The following is a 16,467-nucleotide window of genomic DNA, read 5'->3' on the forward strand; positions in this document are numbered from 1 at the left end:
GTTTTTGCCCCTTACGCAACGCGCAGCGCTTCCATGCGGCGCTGGTCATAGTCGTTTAAGTCGTCGACGATCTCTTCGGTGATCGGTGCCGGCCAGGTGTCGGTGTCGAATGCGTTTTTGATGTCGCGCAGCGCCTTTTTGTACTCAAGCCGGCCAAGCTCAAGCAGGTCAGGAGAAGCCTCGACGATAGCTACCCAGTGATAGCCCTCGTCTTTGTTGACGAAAATCCAGAAGAACTGATCAAAGGCGGCGATGTCGCTATACATGGCGGCGCTGAGGTGGTAGTCCCGATCGATAATTTCCCGGTGCAGCTTGGCGCGCAGCGCGTCTTGCTTTACGCGGCCCATGCTGACTGATTTCAAATCCACACCTACGCGCACGCTGTTAAGATCGATCTCAAGGTCAGGGCGAACGCGGACCTCGAGGCCGGTTTCCTCATCAAAGCCGAAATAACTTGCTTCAACCGCACGCTGCTCATGCTGCAGTAGCGGACCCGCTGAAGGATGGGTAAACAGCGCACGCTGAATGGCTTTGGCGTGTTGCATTTGCTGCTGGGTTACCAGCTGACGGCCGTCATCAGAGTTTTTCCAGGCATCGAACAGTTCGTCGGCAAAGATGGCTGTTGGCAGAATCGTTTTGATGCGCGCCGCCATGTCTTCTTTGTTCCCGCTGACCGACAGCGGAGCCGGGATCGCGCGCTCTTTCTCGACAAACTCCGGATCGATGGCTGTCAGTTGTTCCAGTAGTGCGTCGCGGCCGCCGGCGGTTTTCAACGGCGCCGATAGGGTGGCGTTGTACTTCTTGATGCATTCCTTCATCGCTGAAGCCGTAGGTTCGGCCGTTGCCAGGCTTTGAAACTCAACCGGCAGTGAAACATAAAATTGCGCGGTTTCTTCGTAATTGCCGCCCAACGCATACGACACCGGGAGGGTGGCGTTATGCTTCTCGATCACGGCACGCAGCGTATCGGCGTCGGTCTGTTTCGGCAGGCTGGCGTTGTGCTGTTCGATAAATGCGCGCATTGAGGCGGTATTCGTGAAAGCGCCGTCCGGGATAATCGGCTCTACGTTGAAATCTCGCTCCAGATTCTCTGGCTCAAGCGCCAGCGTGTGCACCAGCGAACCGAACGTCAGCGCGTCGCTGCGTTCCCGGCCGATCGTTTTGATGACGTGGCGCCCGTGGTAATACATCAGGCTGATGCGCGCGTCCTTCACCTGAGTGCTGCTGATGCCGTTCGCAGCGTGATAGGCTGTGTTTGAAATATCAGCGTAACGGCCTGGCTCGAAATACGCCTGTGCGCAATCTGCTGCTGGCTCACTTTCTTGCCGCTGCGCTACTTCCGCTTTTTCATCGTCGTTTGAGGCGTCTTTGCATGTCTGCTCTGGCGCCGGCTGCTGCTCGGTATCTTCGCTCAGTTCGCTATCAACCTGCACTGCAGCCAGCGGGGAGGCTTTGAAAAGACTGGACGCATCGAAGTGGGCACCGCCTAAGCTGACAAGCTCTGGCTCTGGCTCTGGCTCTGGCTCTGGCTCTGGCTCTGCAGCCAACTGCACGGCGTCCGGCGCCGCGCCAAATTCATAAACGCCATGCTCAGACAAATATTTCTCAATCCAGCCGCGGAGTGTGGCGGGGAAGTGGTACATATCAGACGATGGAACATTGCGGATCACACCGAAAATTGTCTCACGGCTGTATTTTAGGATGTTCGGGGCAGCGCGCAGCGCCATTGACCAACGCTTAAAGTCTTCGTCATCGTTTTTTATTTTTTTCTGCGCCCAGCGATCGATCTCACCGGCGATATTTTGGCAGTCGACATCACCGACCCACAGCGCGCAGGCGATCTCACGGTCAAGGGCGTCATGCGTTTGGGTATAGCCGCGCTTATGTACAGTTTTCGTCGTTTCTGCTTCCGGCTCCGTGGCCGGTTTCAGCAGCTGCTCAACGTATTTGCGGATATTGATGAAGGTCGATTCAGGATCGGTTTCTTCATAGCGACGCGCGACCCCGGCAACGAAAGCCGCGAAGCGCTCGGGATCCATGCAGGAAACGGCAGGCAGGCGTAGAGCCTGCAGCATATCGGCGATATAAGCGGATTCGCCGCTCAATGCGGTGTTTATGACATTGGTCATCTGCGATTTACTCAGCACGGTATCGATCACCTCGAAGCCGTGCAGGATGACGGCGACAGCCCGCGTGTCAGCGCTCATTTTTGCGAAGTACGCTCGCGGCTCTTGCCCGTGAGCTGGATCCCCGCCGTCATTGGTCTTCTGGTCTATCTGTGGCTTTTGGCTGCTGCTGGTTTCTGATGCACCAGCATCACCTGCAGGTTTATGCGGCTCGCGCTCAGCCGCAGGGATGACCTGCCACGACAGGTTATCGTCCAGTTTGTAGCGCAGGCACCAGGTATCACAGAACGCCGCTTCTGGCGGCAGATCGTCAACAACGGGGTAATTGGTGCGCACCGGCTTGAAGTAAGCGGATTGATCCAGCTCGGCGTCCTCGATGTGGTTTTCGAGGTCACGCTTTGCCCGCGCATCGTTCTTTGCTTCAAACCAGATGAAAAGCGAGGGTTTCCCTGACTTTTGCTTTGCCTTTAAGTGATAGGCGTAGACGTTTTGCATTGTGCAATTCTCCTGAGTTTTAGGTAGAATGCAGCCCGATCGGTGCTGCATCCTCGATGTGGTCATTGGTCATGCCTCGGCTGTTAGGGTTGGTCCCCTGGCAGCCCGTCACCGGGACGTTAAGCCGGTAGACTGGCCCGCCTTGTGCGGGCCTTTTTACTTTTAATCGCAATAACTCATTCGGCAGTGCGGACAATCAATAATGTGGGTGCTCGCTGCCTTTTCTACGGAAATTCCGGAGACAAAGTCGCCGTATTTATTCTCAACTGGAACATAAACATCTTTGTTGCAGCGGTAACAAATCCCGTCAATTGGCGAGAAATTCGGAAGGCGGTTGTCATTGCAATATTGGCTTTGGGCCTCAATTGCTAATTCAGTGTTGAAAGTTTGCATTATATAAACCCTCTCTTTGATTAATTGAAATGCGCCCTACGAGTTGACGCCCCGGGAGGGAAACGCATGACGCATTTCAATATTTGAAAAAGCCCCGCCATCGCTGGCGGGGAAGACTACACACAGCAATTAGTGGGTTGTGCGTTCTGCTGAGCCGCCAAGCATTGCCATCATGAAGGCCAAAAGCATTTCTTTCTTGTCGTCGCTGGTAATTAAATGCCCGTCAGTAATATTGTTTGCTTTGCGGTAAATTTCTTTTACTGCGCAGTCAGGGCAATCAAATTCACCGAGATCGGTTCCGTCTGCTAAAACTGCACCAACAGGTAATTCTTCGTTTTTGGTCTTGGCGATATATCCAATGACATTGTCGTTTTCAGATACGGAATGAATACCTGCGTGGATTTTTTCACAAACTAAAGTTGCGCTAGTTACTTTCATGGTCATGCCTCATTTGATTAAAGTGCGTGTTTGGTCCTGCCCATTAATTCGGGCATTTTTTACTGCTGTTTCAGGTGGTGCTTTAGTGCGTGCCGGCTGGCTCGAATTCCGGCGGGATCCGCAGGGATTCAAAAGGGCGCTTGATGGCCCGTAGATTGCCGACAGGTTCGAACCGATAGCGGCCGCGGATGTAATCGAACGATGCTACCCACGGTGCGCCGGTGCGCGTGTTGCGGAGGCTGACGGCCTTACCGCTGTTTGGGACAATCTTGCTCATTGCCATGCCCCTTTAAAAATCAGTGCAGCTACGATGACTCCCGTCCAGAACAGGCCGCAGGTGCCGACGACAATTACAATCCAGAAACCTCTGTCGCTCATGATTGCCTCGGTGGCGCCCCGTAGGGCGCGGTGAGTGTTACTGGAGAGCTGCGTTAAATTCTGCTTCTGACATGGCCTCTTCGCCTTCCGCCAGACTGTCGAAATACTCTTCGTATGATGTGAACATCGTGTTGCCCTCTGCTGTGTGGTCTGTTGGTCATGCCTCAGTGCTGTCTTTCCAGCTGTCAGAACGTTTTTCACCTGCTGCGTTAGCGAATCATCCCGGTCTTCGTGCGCCCCGGGCGGCTACTTCGTGGGCTTCCTGCCTGTTCGCTGCTGCTTGATGAAATGAATTGTGAGCTAAAAGCTAACATGTGTCAACATTTGGCTAACTAGAAAATTTTATGAGGGCATAAAAAAAGCCGCTTTTTAAGCGGCCTTCGATAGAGGGTTCTATGTATATGATTGATTATTCTTTATTTCTTAAAACGTACCGAGTGTAGAATTCTTTTAATTCATTCAGGCGCATTTCAAAAGCAGCCAACATGTTAGCCTGCTCAATTCCCGGTAATTGGCGATATAAGTCGAGAAGCTTTCTTTCTTCTTGGCTGAGATCACCACTTCCTTCTGTGTCGTCACCGAGCAGCCAGGCTATAGAGACACCAGTAGCGCTCGAAAGCTTGGAAGCAGCCTCTTTACTGATGCTCCCCCTTTTAAACCATCCGTTAACTGATGATCTGCTGACATCAGCAATTCGTGCCAAGTCAGCTTTTGAAAGATGCTTGGCTTCCATCAATTCATTTAGGCGCTGGGTAACCAGCGAGGTCTGGGCGTCGTCTGTATTTTTCATTATGTGAGTATAAGCCACCGGCTAACACCCCTCAATTTCTCTTGTTGTTGACATATGTTAGCTTTATGCTCACACTTGTTGTGTTTTAACTTCAAGGAGGTCTGCAATGACCGGACTAGACAAAGCCATCAAGGTTGCAGTTAACCAGCGTCGTTTGGCTCTTATGTTAGGGATCAAACCCTCTTCTCTGAACCGCTGGGTAAAGAAATATAACGGCCGTGTCCCAGAGGCTCATTTGCTGAAAATTTATGAACTAACAGGCGTCACGCCGCATGAAATTCGGCCTGACATTCACCCAAACCCAACCTCTGGCTTACCACCAGAACCTCAGGATAACAAACCTGGGGCTTAAGGATTGATATATGGAAATCAAACACGAGCAGATCCGCGACGCGCTGCGCGGATGGGCCACTCAGCGCACGGTCGCGGCGGAAATCACCCGCGCTTACTTCAAGTTGAAAATGCAGGCACCGCAGTTGGCGCAGATCGAACGCGCCGACGGCAGCGTTGATGATGCTGCATGGCACAACAACAAGCAGCAGATCTTTCGCTGGCTCGACAGCGATAGTGCTGGCGCCCGCCAGAAAATCCAGGAACTGCAGCCGGCGATCCTTGCTGCGCTGCCGGCGGTGCTGCGCGCCCGGCTGGTGGCGGGGAACAGCATCGAATACCTGGCAATCCGCGCGCTGAAGGAACACCAGGAGGCGATCGCCGCCGCGCTGCTGCACGCATCACCGGCAGATTTTGAAAGAGAGTGCGACGAGGCAGAGCGCAGCTTCTACGAGCTGCGGCGAGCCTACAGCGCACTGCATTAACCGAGGCATGACCAATGACCATTAATCACGACGATTTCCTGCAGAAGCAGATCACCGCGCAGCTGCGTGAGGCACGGTTCGACGAGGCGGTCGCCACGACGTCGGCGGCGGCTGCCGTACAGCACCAGCGCCACAACCCGAACATGAAACTGCCCGACCTGTTGGTCTGGGCGCGAAGTTTTGCAAAGCACTGCCAGCGTTTGAAAGGGAAGCCAGCGCCGCAGGGAACACGCGCGACGGCGCGAAACTGACCTTTTAGAAACGCAAACCGTAACGCTGTCGGCGTTACAGATTACAGAAAGTTGAGGCACATATGGCGGCAAGTTGGATCAAGGTTGAAGTGATAACCCCGGATAAACCGGAGGTGTTCCAGCTGTCGGAAATCCTGAATCTGGACCCGGACGCCGTGTTAGGCAAGTTGGTCAGATTATGGGCGTGGGCCGATCAACAGACCATTGACGGTAACGCAAAGTGTAACGCTGCGAGCGTTACAAAAAATGCAGTTGATCGGATCACTTTCGTTTCCGGTTTTGCAGATGCGCTGATCAGCGTTGGCTGGCTGGCGCTCGATGGGGAGACGTTGGTTTTTCCGAACTTTGAAAGGCATAACGGGAATTCATCGAAAAAACGAGCACTTACGAATAATCGCGTTGCAAATTCCAGGAAAGTGAAACGCGGGAGTAACGCAAAAGGTAACGCAATTAGTAACGCTGCGAGCGTTACAGATGCGTATCAAAAAGCGTTACCAGAAGTAGAGGAAGAAGAAGATCTAAAAGATAAACCCCTCTCTCTATTGGGAGCGGGCGAAATTTCACCAGATGGACAGGGATCACCGCCGACACCCTGGGAAGACCAAGACGACGAGAACCCATGCGGAAAGTTTCCGATGAGCGCCAACTGGGCGCCGACGGTTGATTTCCAGCGATTGGCGGCGTTGTGGGGCCGAATTATCGACGGCCCGGCGCCGGGATATACCCCGCAGGAGCTGGCGAGCTTCCAGGCGTACTGGAAAGCCGAGGGCAGGGTATTTAACCAGACGCAGTGGGAGCAGAAATTCGCCGACAGCGTGCTCTACGAGCGCCAGGCGGCGGCCAAACGAAAGCAGCATGCAGGAGGTTCAAATGCGACCAGATACACCGCAGCAGCCGCTACCGCTCAGCAGCAGGTCAGGGCCGCACGAAATGCAGAACGGGAGCGACAGGGCTTGGCTCCTCTGGGAGACGATGGCGGGGATCTACGCCAACCGCTGGGTGACCAAGAACGGGGTGGCACCCTCCACGATCTGGGGCCAGACGATTTCGAAATTCTCAGATGACCAATTGGCCTACGCCGCGCGCCGGTGCATGGAGCGTTGCAGCGCCGGTAACCACTGGCCGCCTGACCTTGCGGAATTTACTGCGATCGTCGGCGAGTGCACGGCCAACGCGTTCGGCCTGTCGGCGGACGACGTCATGACCGAATACCGGCGTTGGCGCAACGAATCTTGGCGTTTCGACGGCGCAGATAGTTTCGACTGGCGCCACCCGGTGCTGTTCCAGATTTGCCCGGAGCTCCGCCGCGCCGGCGTAGAGCGCAAGCTGGGACACAACGAACTCGCCGCACTGGCCGGCCGGCTGCTGGCGAAGTGGGCAAAGCAGGTGGAAATGGGATTCTCCATCCCGCCAGTGCGAAAAACGAAAGCGTTGGAGAACAGGCCACCGGGCGATGCACAAGTCGCTGACACCGACGGACGCTATCAGCGAAAGGGCATGGAAATGCTGGCACGGATCCGCGCCAGCATGGGTAACAACAACGTGAAATAACCGAGGCATGACCAATGACCAGAATCACAACACGGCAGTTTGTCGAACTTATCCAGGGCAAAAATCTCTCCACTGCGGAGATCCGCGCACTAACGCATGAAAAACACCCAGGGAACAGCATGACACGATCGCAGATCTGCATTCGGCTGAAATCGATGCTCCGGTCGCCAAACGTGAACATGATCCGGACCGGGCAGGGGAACAAGGCGCGCTATCACCTGATAGGCGTGAATGAGCGTTTCTACGAGCTGGGGGAAGTTAATTTCCGGCCAGCCGGGAAGAAAACCAAGCCGGACAAAACGCTGTGGCATTTCAACCCAATAGAGCTACGGTTTTGCCTCATACACAAAATGTTTGATCAGGCGCTGGCGGGGGTAACTACTATATAAAAAACGCCGGGTAAAACCCGGCGCCCAGTTTGCTGTACGATCTGGGTTGCCCCTCAGTCACCTCAATAAAATATGCCCGGAGTGACTATCTTTGCGAACTTAACCGTTAGATAAAGCTCCAGATATCGCGGGTAAGCTCAAAAATTTGGCCAAGGCTTACCTCCTTAACGACCAAAATCGCATATCTCATTATACTGGGCCTGAGATTTTAAAATTATCCGTCTGAGAAGTCCACAGACAGTGTCCGATGACAGTGAAATTTATGGCAATAATGGGTTTTCTCTGACGTATTGTTGACGATTGTATCTCCGGGGATGCTGAATAAAGTGTAAAAAGAGGTATATCGACAAATTTTCAAACCCGCTAAGGCGGGTTTTGTTTTGCAGTAAATCACACAAAATACTGTTTATATGTACAGTATTTTGATGTAATAATTAAAGCACGAAGTGAATCCGAGAATGTCGGAGAAAAATATAATGGATGTAAAACAAGATGTTGCTCATGTTTTGCCTGAGAATGGTCGGGCGCTGGTTTACATGACCCACGGGGCGATAACTGCGGTTTTACCGCTGAAGGAGAGCCAGATCGTCGCCGATACTGAGCTCATGATTGTGCTGCTCCGACGTATGGGCTACGACGTCCGGAGAAAGTGATATAATCCTCTCATCAGCCTGAACAGCTGATCACCTGCTGCGCCACCACGGAGACGAAAATGGCGCAGTATTCGTTTTACAAATCCCAAGGCGGGATCCTCGTGCCGGCAACGCCCGACACGGCCGATTTCGTCACGAACAAACTCAAGCTGGGGGCGGTCGTCACTGGCGAGTTTAAGCGCGCCCGGAATTCCGGACTACACCGCAAATTTTTCTCACTCCTGAATCTCGGTTTTGAATACTGGATCCCGACTGGCGGTGCAGTATCAACGTTTGAGCGCCAATTTCTCCGCGGGTATATCAATCGCCTGGCGCGCCATATTGACGATGCTGGCGTGTTCTATGCGCCGGCGGACGAATATCTGCAGCTGGTGGCCGAGAAGCGCGCCGAACGGCTGACGATTGCAAAATCCTTCCACGCTTTCCGCCGATGGGTAACCGTCGAAGCGGGGCATTATGACCTTTTTGAACTCCCCGACGGTTCGACCCTGCGCGAGCCGCGATCGATCTCATTCGCAAAAATGGACGACCTAGAATTTAACGACCTATACCAGGCAGCGCTTAACGTGCTGTGGACCTTCATCTTAAACAAATCCTTCCCAACCATCGCCGAGGCAGAGAACGCCGCGGCTCAGCTTCTGGATTATGCAGCATGAGCAAACTGACAGACGAGGCCCGCGGCCGTGATTGCCAAATCAGGATCCCCGGCATCTGTAACCGAAACCCAGAAACAACCGTCGCCGCACATTATCGGCTGGCCGGCACGTGCGGCACGGCAATAAAGCCAGACGACACACAGGCAGCGTGGGCCTGCAGCGCTTGCCACGATGAAGTAGACCGACGCACGCGCCTTATCGACGCCAACGACGCCAGACTGATGCACGCCGAAGGCGTCATGCGCACGCAAGAAATTTTGAGAAAGGAAGGAAAGCTATGAAATTGGACATGTACGAAGTGCTGTCCCGTTGGGGAGTGTGGGCAAGAGAAAGTAGTGGCATTGATTATTCATCAATCGCTGCAGGCTTCAAGGGACTACTGCCTCATCCGTCCAATGGTAAACTGTCCTGCTGCGATGATGATGGGTTGGTGATAGACGGATGTGTGGCAAGGCTGAAGCAGTACAAGCCGGACGAGTACGACCTAGTGATTGCGCACCATGTTTACGGCATGTCATTGCGAAAGATAGCAAGAATACGTAAATGCTCAGATGGAACTGTCAGGAAGGAGATGCAAACTGCTGAAGGTTTTATCAGAGGGTGCCTAGCTATACTGGATATTGAACTGAATATGATCTAAACGGATGCCCGGAGAGATCCGGGCATGTATTACGCTAAAAGGTAACGGTATGACTGTGGAGGGGTAATATTGTTACCAAGAGCGGATAACGGAAGAGGGGCATCAAACTTATCGACAGAGCCGATCTTAATCGCAAATGCCTTTTCCCTTCCTTCATAGTACATATCGAAAAATTCTTTTGTAATTCCAGCAAATTTCTTTGTTTCAGCCCATACAGCATCAGGACTGCCAGTTAATACAGAATCAACCTGGAATTCACCAACAATTTTACCAATCGGCATGGTCGCATAAATCACTACGGTTGTGATTTTTTCATTCTTGAATATCCCTTTTCTAAACTCGAATTTTTTGCTTCCGTCTAGAATTTTCTCGGCATATTCAGGTTTAATTGATAATAAAACTTTCATCGACTTTGCCTAAATCAATTATTTCGTTAAACTGACGATCTGTTAGTTCAAAATGGCTCCATCTAAAACCTTTAGTGCCATTTAAACCAACATCTTCAATCATTTTACCACGCGTTGGACGTTTAGGTAAAGCTAGATTATATGTGAAGCGCAGAACATATGGATACCGCTTGTTTTTGTAAAATTTTCTTAATTCCTCTTCACTGAATACGCTAAACTTTCCGCAGTAATTTACAAAGCTTTCCTCGTCATTAAAGTCATCAATTTTTCTTACGCTTTCGATGACACATATAGAAGTGGCTACAGCTCTAAAGAATGCAGGCCCTTTACCATCTCCTGTGCGGTATATAACTATTATATCCCCTCGTTGCATTTTTGATACAGTCGGCATTCCGCATATGTAAATTTTGTGAATGCTATTTGTATGTGATACATCCTGTACAATATCTGGTGAGTCAGTGACTAGCTTTGAGTCAGGAAATAAACGTGTGTGAAACTCAGGGTATATGGCAAGCAAATACTTTCTAGTGTTGCGGTTTAATATTAATGGGTAATCAAGTAGAATATCACCATTAACCTCATTTAATGAGCGGACATAGACAAACTCCTTTCCGTTTGGAGTGTCTTTCTGACCATGGCGATAAAATCCATACGTTTGAAAAAGCCTAATCAGATGGCCGTGCTTTTCAAAAACGGTTACATAAATATCATTCGAACCAGAGCTTATAGCTCTATCAAATGCTTTTTTAAGGAACCGCTGTCCACGTAGTGTTCTCTTAGATTCGAATTTAAAAGTGCCAATCTTTAGATGATTTCCAGCTGGAAGTTGAGGATCAAGACCACCCCCGTCATCATTTTCTTTTAAATACATGAACCCTTCTATTAGTCCCTCGTCTCCGTATAAGACATAAGCAGACTCTCCTTCCTTTGCTTTTTTAGTAAGCCAAGATGGGAATTCTTTATAATCAGCTTTCAAAGAGTCAAAAAACGGATCTTTGTGATCGAAATCACTAAATTTTTGATAGATAAGGTTATCCATAGGTATCCTTTTTTTTCTTATAATGCTTCAACTGTTTGTAGTCACTTGCTAAATATACGAAATAACTCACGCGTACGCAAAAACTGTTGTAACGTGATAAGAGTGGTTACGCAGACAGGTAGCTTACTCATTCAGAAGCCTCGCTCCGGCGGGGTTTTTTATTTCTGGTTTGTGAAGTGGGCGGCGGAGAGGGTATCGGTGAACTTCACTAGTAGTTGTCGGCGATGTAGGATACTCTCCGGTTGTGGTGAATTGCAGTCCTCCGAGACAAGCCGAAGATAAGCGCCGGCCGCCACTCAACATTTTATCCTCGCATCAGCCCTTTAGCTCAGTTGGTTAGAGCAGTCGGCTCATAACTGATTGGTCGCTGGTTCAAGCCCTGCAAGGGCCACCAAACCGCCATTAGCTCAACGTGGCAAGAGCATTGCTTCGTGACAGGAAGTAAGAGCCGGGGTTCGAGACCTCGATGGCGGACCAATGCGGTCATCGTATAATGGCTATTACCTCAGCCTTCCAAGCTGATGATGCGGGTTCGATTCCCGCTGACCGCTCCAAACATGACGCCATAATGCAGGTTGCATTTTTTGTTCAGACGCCACCACCTGGACAGCGGACAGCGGACAGCGGACAGCGGACAGCGCAGTAAAGACTATGCTGTCACTTCACTCACTTTCCACCTTTATATCGAGACTAATATTGGTTATCACCATAAAGCGCTGGTGGCAAATTCGAACGCTTAAGCGTCAATGGAGCGATGATCGGTCGCTGCGTAAGGCGGCTATTAAAAAAGACTGGTTCGGTGTGTTGGAGGTATTTCACTTTGAAAGAAGCTACATGGAAATCAAGCGGGGAGCGCGTCTCATTGCCTTGAGCTGAAAATGAAATTTCTGGAAATCGCCAGGCTTTTTTGATCACAACAGTTAAGAGCATTGCAAGCGCTGGGTTTTATACAGAGCGGGAGCATGAGCAGCTATCGGGCGGGCCTGAGAAACCTAATTTGCTTGATAGCTGTTGAATAATGCAGTGTTCTTATCTGTGTGGTGCAACTCAATTCCCGCTTGCGGGTTAGATGGATAGAGTAAAGCATCAACCGGGCTATCTGGCAGGGAAGGCATGATGCTAATGCTGATCCTGAATGCGGGTTCGAGTCCCGCTACCACACCACATTCAAACCTCGCCATAGTGCGGGGCTTTTTGCATTTCAGCCCCAGCCAACGGACGACACACACGGCACCCCCTCTTACCGGCTGTGTTTACGGCTGCTGGATGAACTCTTTCAACCGTGACACTCCCAATAAAAAAACACGTTTCATAGTAATTCGTTATTAAGAAGTTTAATCATAGTCGTCTACAATGCGCGCCCATTCTTCTTGAGAAACATAAAGTTAGGTAAAATGAAGATTGAGCTGAATAAAAGTCGTAGAGAAAGAGTTTTTCATGCAGTTCTATTCGAACTGTTAGCAAATGTTCTAACTGCTTGTTTTGTCGCATTTGCCTTACAAGTTCCGCTGATCCAGTCCGCATTGCTTTCTGTAACCTCTGCTTTGACAGCAACCATCTGGAACTACATTTTCAACAAATTTTTTGATGAGTTTCAGAATAGGTATGGGTTTGAGCGGAGCTTCATGGTGCGTGTAGCGCATGCAGTGACATTTGAGGTTGGGCTGATTGTTTTGTTAACGCCGATGGCAATGATTCTGCTTGGGCTGCCTTTAGTTCAGGCTTTCGTTGTTGAGATTGGATTAGTCCTCTTTTTCCTGCCTTATACGATCATCTTCAACTGGTGTTACGACTACGCTCGTTGGATTTTGGTGACTAAGCGCGAGCCTACTAGCTAAGAGTATCGTATTTAAATTTCCGCACATTTTTCAATGTGCAATCGAAAGCCACCGGAAGGTGGTTTTTTTGTTTTTATCACCCGGTACCGGGACAGATCCCCGGAAGGGGGAAAGGTGAGATCCATGCCGGAAAAAATCGCAGATAGCGCCACGCATGGTGGCTGGCTGGTAGGCCTGCTGCTTGGGGCAATAAATTATTTCTCGCCCAGTGAGTGGATGGTGATCGGCATTTTTGTCGGCATCCTCAGTTCCTTTATTGGGTGCATCGTGGGTATTTGGTTCAGGTGCCGGCGAGAAAGATTACTGAAAATGTACCTCATTGACCGCTCAAACAAGATCATTAACGCGCAAGACGTTGACCTGATAGGGGGCGAGTAGTGGCTTCGGTAAAGACCAAACTTAGTGCCGCTATGCTGGCGTTGATTGCTGCTGGCGCATCGGCCCCGGTCATGATGTCGCAGTTTCAGGAAGAAAAAGAAGGACAGCGCCTGACTGCATACCAGGACGGAGTCGGCATCTGGACAATTTGCGGCGGCGTGACGATGGTCAACGGCCAGAAGGTTGTGAGGGGGCAGCGCCTGACCGCCGAGCAGTGCAAGCAGATTGACGCAGCAGAGCAGAAAAAGGCGCTCGACTGGGTAGACCGCAACGTCAAGGTAACTCTGACCGAACCGCAAAAAGTCGGGATCGCCTCGTTCTGTCCGTGGAACATTGGCCCCGGAAAGTGCTTCACTTCCACTTTTTACAAAAAGTTGAACGCCGGCGACCGCATTGGCGCCTGCCGCGAAATCCGCCGCTGGATATACGACGCTGGCCGAGATTGCCGCATCCGCTCGAATAACTGCTACGGGCAGATCGTACGGCGCGATCAGGAAGCCGAACTGGCTTGCTGGGGATTGGACAAATGAGCGGCTGGATCTCAAAACTGGCCGGCGGGGGAATGTTGCTCCTGCTGGTGACAGCCATATGCCTAGGTGGTTACAGCTCGCTGTTGTCGCACCGGTTGGACCTGGCACGCCAGCAGGCTGCAGAACAGCAGAAGACGCTGGCGCAGCAGGCAGGACTGATCACCACACTGCGCGCGGATGACGCCCGTAATCGCGCAATGATGGCCGAACAACAACGGAGAGAGCAGCAGCTGCGCCAGCAGGGCGAAAACTACCAGAGGAAATATCGTGAAGCAATCCAGAATGATGCCTGCGCTGCTCAGCCTCTGCCTGCCGCTGTGCTTGAGCTCTTGCGCCCGGCCGCCGATACAAACCCCGGTGCCGTTAATCCTCCTTCCCCCTGAATCCGTATTTACTCTATGTGAGCAGCCAGAAATGGCCGGCGATACATGGGGCGACGCCGTCGGCTATACGCTGGCGCTACAAACCTCACTGAAGATTTGTGCCGGCAGAATTGCCACACTGAATGCCTGGCGGGCCGCCTTGCCGAAAAGGTGAAATCACCAAAGCGCCGAGCCGTCGCCGTTCTCCTGCCTTAGCCACGACCCGGGCTCCTCACGGTGAGCGGGTGGGAGAAATCAAATACGTTTAATAACCCGCGAGCTAGGGGGCGGTCATAGCGGAAACATCAGCCGTGGTAGAAGAAACGGTGTGACAGCCGGAGAGACGGTAACTAAAATCACCTCGTCAAAATCGTGAGGTGAAAATGGACGCTGATTTAATTTCTTATGAGTCGATGCTGGCGGCTCGAGACTCAGCAAACTGGGCTTTTTGGGGCATGGTTGCTGCCTTTTGCTCTACAGGGGTCACACTTTTTGCTGCAATTGTTGCCTATCGGGCCATCAGTGTTTGGAAGTTGCAAGACAAGGCAGTAGAAATAAAGAAACTCAAATTATCTGTTTTTCGGTTTCAGATGAAAATTACCTTTTCAAGGAATATGTTCGCTTCATCTAATAAACCTCAGCATCAAGTCGATGAAGCATTCTCAATTTTAAAGAGTCTTGACGAGGTTTATGAGGGGACGTTAACTTTCCATAACAAAGTTTTAAGGAATCAAGCATCTGAAATTTATAATGAAATATCCCTGCTAGTTTATGATTACCTGCAGGGTAAGATTAACAATGAAATTATAATTGATAGAATAGTTGAAATTAGAAAGGAAGATAAGCTGCTAAATACTTCTTTGTAGAGTGCTTGATGTTAATAATGTGATGTGCTGGCATCGATTGAGGGTTTAAGGGGTGCTAACATAAATAATCCCATCAATCGGAAGGAGTCAGAAATGCTAGATGGTTATTATGGCCCCACTGCAACTCGAGAGCAGCGGAAGAGAATTAAAGCTGTAGATGCTGCATTAGAAATTGCAAAGGCATCTGTTGGTTCTGGTGACAATGCTCATCAAGTAAAGCTTGATCTCGCAAACGTAGCTGAGAGCATTGAACGTTTGGCTGATGCTATACAAGATGTCTTAGAAAAGAGAGTTTAAACTAAACCGCCTCCGGGCGGTTTTTTATTGCCCATCACAGAGCATCTATCCAGGTGCTGCGTAATGCGCAAGCAAAGCCACAGGCGACACCCACCGATCACTCAGATCATGGTTGCCCGTGGCTTTTTTATTCACGGAGAACGTTATGGCAAAACCGGAAGAAAGCGGCCTTGAGCGCGATTACTGTGCCGGTCAACTTTCTCTCCGCGACCTGGCACAGATATACAGCCTCAGTGAGGGGGCAATTAGGAAGCGCGCCAAAAAGCATGGCTGGGTACGCAAGGGAAAGAGCGGTACGCAAAAAGGTACGCAGGTACGCAAAAGCGGTACGCATAATGGAAAGGTGCGTACTAGTCCCAAAGCCAACATAGAAGCAGTCGCCCCGGATAATGACATCAATCCTTATGCCGATTATGGGGATGACGATACGCCAGGCCTAGACCCGCGCAAATACGGGTTAAACGATATGCAGTGGCGTTTCGTGAATGAGTACCTCATCGATCTGAACAGGACGGCGGCATACAAACGCGCGGGTGGGAAGGGCGAAGGCAACACGGCATATGTCAGCGCTAGCCGCATGTATAGAAACGCTAAGGTGAACAGGGCAATCAGCGACGCGCTGGCTGCTCGCGAACGTCGCACCCAGATAACGCAGGATGCTGTCCTGAGAATGTGGTGGGACATCGCCACGGCCGACGTCAACCAGATCACTGAGTACCGCCGGTTATGCTGCCGTTATTGCTGGGGCTTCGGCCACCAGTATCAGTGGATGGATGCGGTGGAGCACGAGGAGGCATCGGTGAAGGCTAAAGCCGCAAATAAGCCTGAGCCATCCGACAGAGGTGGTTACGGCTTTGATGCGATGCTGGATCCCAATCCTGAATGCCCCCGGTGCAATGGCGCTGGCGTTGGCCGCGCACACTTCCACGACTCCCGAGATTTGACCGGTGCCGCCCGGCGGCTCTTCGCTGGCATCAAAGAAGGCAAGTTCGGGATTGAGGTGATCACCCGTAATCAGGATGACGCGCTGAAGATGGTGGCGCAGCACCTGGGCATGGTGAGAAACAAGACTGAGCTCAGTGGCCCGGATGGAGGCCCTGTAAAAACGGAAAGCGTCAACCTGACGCCGGAAGAAGCTGCAGAGGCCTATCGTAAGCTGATGAGGTAAAGCCGCC

Annotated in this window: 24 protein-coding genes and 3 tRNA genes; 20 read left to right on the plus strand and 7 right to left on the minus strand. The window is 51.2% G+C overall.

Annotated elements, in window-relative coordinates; translation table 11 throughout:
* Positions 1–11: 11 nt before the first annotated feature.
* The 5 genes from GKN89_RS10840 to GKN89_RS10860 all read right to left on the minus strand — a co-directional run bounded on the left by GKN89_RS10840 (position 12) and on the right by GKN89_RS10860 (position 4,638).
* Entirely contained in the window at positions 12–2,621 is a 2,610-nt protein-coding gene (locus tag GKN89_RS10840; RefSeq protein ID WP_195934004.1) for a RecE family exodeoxyribonuclease, read from the minus strand.
* A gap of 162 nt (positions 2,622–2,783) precedes the next feature.
* On the minus strand, positions 2,784–3,014 hold the full coding sequence (locus tag GKN89_RS10845) for a hypothetical protein (protein ID WP_149570733.1): 231 nt from the start codon (positions 3,012–3,014) through the stop codon (positions 2,784–2,786).
* A gap of 129 nt (positions 3,015–3,143) precedes the next feature.
* On the minus strand, positions 3,144–3,452 hold the full coding sequence (locus tag GKN89_RS10850) for a hypothetical protein (RefSeq protein WP_154746943.1): 309 nt from the start codon (positions 3,450–3,452) through the stop codon (positions 3,144–3,146).
* Positions 3,453–3,534: 82 nt separating this feature from the next.
* Positions 3,535–3,729, minus strand: coding sequence for a hypothetical protein (locus tag GKN89_RS10855; protein ID WP_057523605.1), 195 nt, complete (start codon positions 3,727–3,729; stop codon positions 3,535–3,537).
* Positions 3,730–4,239: 510 nt separating this feature from the next.
* Entirely contained in the window at positions 4,240–4,638 is a 399-nt protein-coding gene (locus GKN89_RS10860) for a helix-turn-helix transcriptional regulator (RefSeq protein ID WP_347343976.1), read from the minus strand.
* A gap of 88 nt (positions 4,639–4,726) precedes the next feature.
* Between GKN89_RS10860 and GKN89_RS10865 the strand changes: the two genes are divergently transcribed.
* The 10 genes from GKN89_RS10865 to GKN89_RS10910 all read left to right on the plus strand — a co-directional run bounded on the left by GKN89_RS10865 (position 4,727) and on the right by GKN89_RS10910 (position 9,575).
* Entirely contained in the window at positions 4,727–4,972 is a 246-nt protein-coding gene (locus GKN89_RS10865; protein WP_103773913.1) for a YdaS family helix-turn-helix protein, read from the plus strand.
* A gap of 10 nt (positions 4,973–4,982) precedes the next feature.
* On the plus strand, positions 4,983–5,435 hold the full coding sequence (locus GKN89_RS10870) for a toxin YdaT family protein (RefSeq protein ID WP_154746944.1): 453 nt from the start codon (positions 4,983–4,985) through the stop codon (positions 5,433–5,435).
* Positions 5,436–5,449: 14 nt separating this feature from the next.
* Positions 5,450–5,686 (plus strand): hypothetical protein, encoded by a 237-nt coding sequence (locus GKN89_RS10875; protein WP_060447357.1) that lies wholly within the window; start codon positions 5,450–5,452, stop codon positions 5,684–5,686.
* Between the two features lie 62 nt (positions 5,687–5,748).
* A complete protein-coding gene (locus tag GKN89_RS24300) occupies positions 5,749–6,750 on the plus strand; it encodes a DnaT-like ssDNA-binding domain-containing protein (RefSeq protein WP_230328963.1) in 1,002 nt (333 codons plus the stop codon).
* 4 nt (positions 6,751–6,754) lie between these two features.
* Positions 6,755–7,237 (plus strand): replication protein P, encoded by a 483-nt coding sequence (locus GKN89_RS10885; protein ID WP_230328964.1) that lies wholly within the window; start codon positions 6,755–6,757, stop codon positions 7,235–7,237.
* Between the two features lie 14 nt (positions 7,238–7,251).
* Positions 7,252–7,626 (plus strand): hypothetical protein, encoded by a 375-nt coding sequence (locus GKN89_RS10890; protein ID WP_154746946.1) that lies wholly within the window; start codon positions 7,252–7,254, stop codon positions 7,624–7,626.
* A gap of 476 nt (positions 7,627–8,102) precedes the next feature.
* On the plus strand, positions 8,103–8,279 hold the full coding sequence (locus GKN89_RS10895; protein WP_154746947.1) for a hypothetical protein: 177 nt from the start codon (positions 8,103–8,105) through the stop codon (positions 8,277–8,279).
* A 59-nt stretch (positions 8,280–8,338) separates the two neighbouring features.
* The gene (locus GKN89_RS10900) at positions 8,339–8,935 is read left to right on the plus strand and encodes a DUF1367 family protein (RefSeq protein ID WP_154746948.1); all 597 of its coding nucleotides are present in this window, start codon (positions 8,339–8,341) and stop codon (positions 8,933–8,935) included.
* Positions 8,932–9,216, plus strand: coding sequence for a DUF1364 domain-containing protein (locus tag GKN89_RS10905; RefSeq protein ID WP_060443310.1), 285 nt, complete (start codon positions 8,932–8,934; stop codon positions 9,214–9,216). The genes GKN89_RS10900 and GKN89_RS10905 overlap by 4 nt, the downstream gene beginning before the upstream one ends.
* Positions 9,213–9,575, plus strand: coding sequence for an antiterminator Q family protein (locus GKN89_RS10910; RefSeq protein WP_154746949.1), 363 nt, complete (start codon positions 9,213–9,215; stop codon positions 9,573–9,575). Before GKN89_RS10905 ends, GKN89_RS10910 begins: the two co-directional genes overlap by 4 nt.
* A gap of 29 nt (positions 9,576–9,604) precedes the next feature.
* On the opposite strand, the gene GKN89_RS10915 is transcribed toward GKN89_RS10910, so the two are convergent.
* Together GKN89_RS10915 and GKN89_RS10920 are read right to left on the minus strand one after the other, a co-directional pair.
* Positions 9,605–9,982 (minus strand): ASCH domain-containing protein, encoded by a 378-nt coding sequence (locus GKN89_RS10915; protein ID WP_154746950.1) that lies wholly within the window; start codon positions 9,980–9,982, stop codon positions 9,605–9,607.
* Positions 9,960–11,021: an N-acetyltransferase gene (locus GKN89_RS10920; RefSeq protein ID WP_154746951.1), complete on the minus strand. Its 1,062-nt coding sequence runs from the start codon at positions 11,019–11,021 to the stop codon at positions 9,960–9,962. The genes GKN89_RS10915 and GKN89_RS10920 overlap by 23 nt, the downstream gene beginning before the upstream one ends.
* A gap of 317 nt (positions 11,022–11,338) precedes the next feature.
* Between GKN89_RS10920 and GKN89_RS10925 the strand changes: the two genes are divergently transcribed.
* The 10 genes from GKN89_RS10925 (at position 11,339) to GKN89_RS10970 (ending at position 16,460) form a co-directional block, all read left to right on the plus strand.
* A tRNA-Ile gene (locus tag GKN89_RS10925) sits at positions 11,339–11,415 on the plus strand.
* A gap of 2 nt (positions 11,416–11,417) precedes the next feature.
* Positions 11,418–11,498 (plus strand) — tRNA-His (locus GKN89_RS10930).
* 2 nt (positions 11,499–11,500) lie between these two features.
* Positions 11,501–11,575 (plus strand) — tRNA-Gly (locus tag GKN89_RS10935).
* Positions 11,576–12,415: 840 nt separating this feature from the next.
* A complete protein-coding gene (locus GKN89_RS10940; RefSeq protein WP_154746952.1) occupies positions 12,416–12,859 on the plus strand; it encodes a PACE efflux transporter in 444 nt (147 codons plus the stop codon).
* A 123-nt stretch (positions 12,860–12,982) separates the two neighbouring features.
* Positions 12,983–13,237, plus strand: a complete 255-nt coding sequence (locus GKN89_RS10945; RefSeq protein WP_154746953.1) for a phage holin — start codon at positions 12,983–12,985, stop codon at positions 13,235–13,237.
* Positions 13,237–13,767 carry a lysozyme gene (locus tag GKN89_RS10950; RefSeq protein ID WP_308333189.1) on the plus strand — a complete coding sequence of 177 codons (531 nt, stop codon included), beginning with the start codon at positions 13,237–13,239 and terminating at the stop codon, positions 13,765–13,767. Before GKN89_RS10945 ends, GKN89_RS10950 begins: the two co-directional genes overlap by 1 nt.
* A complete protein-coding gene (locus GKN89_RS10955; protein ID WP_154746955.1) occupies positions 13,764–14,150 on the plus strand; it encodes a DUF2570 family protein in 387 nt (128 codons plus the stop codon). Before GKN89_RS10950 ends, GKN89_RS10955 begins: the two co-directional genes overlap by 4 nt.
* Before the next feature lie 362 nt (positions 14,151–14,512).
* The gene (locus GKN89_RS10960; RefSeq protein ID WP_154746956.1) at positions 14,513–14,995 is read left to right on the plus strand and encodes a hypothetical protein; all 483 of its coding nucleotides are present in this window, start codon (positions 14,513–14,515) and stop codon (positions 14,993–14,995) included.
* Positions 14,996–15,088: 93 nt separating this feature from the next.
* A complete protein-coding gene (locus GKN89_RS10965; RefSeq protein ID WP_154746957.1) occupies positions 15,089–15,292 on the plus strand; it encodes a hypothetical protein in 204 nt (67 codons plus the stop codon).
* A gap of 145 nt (positions 15,293–15,437) precedes the next feature.
* Entirely contained in the window at positions 15,438–16,460 is a 1,023-nt protein-coding gene (locus GKN89_RS10970; RefSeq protein WP_154746958.1) for a terminase small subunit, read from the plus strand.
* Positions 16,461–16,467 lie beyond the last annotated feature (7 nt).

Source organism: Serratia sp. YC16 (assembly GCF_009707615.1).
GTDB lineage: Bacteria > Pseudomonadota > Gammaproteobacteria > Enterobacterales > Enterobacteriaceae > Serratia > Serratia surfactantfaciens.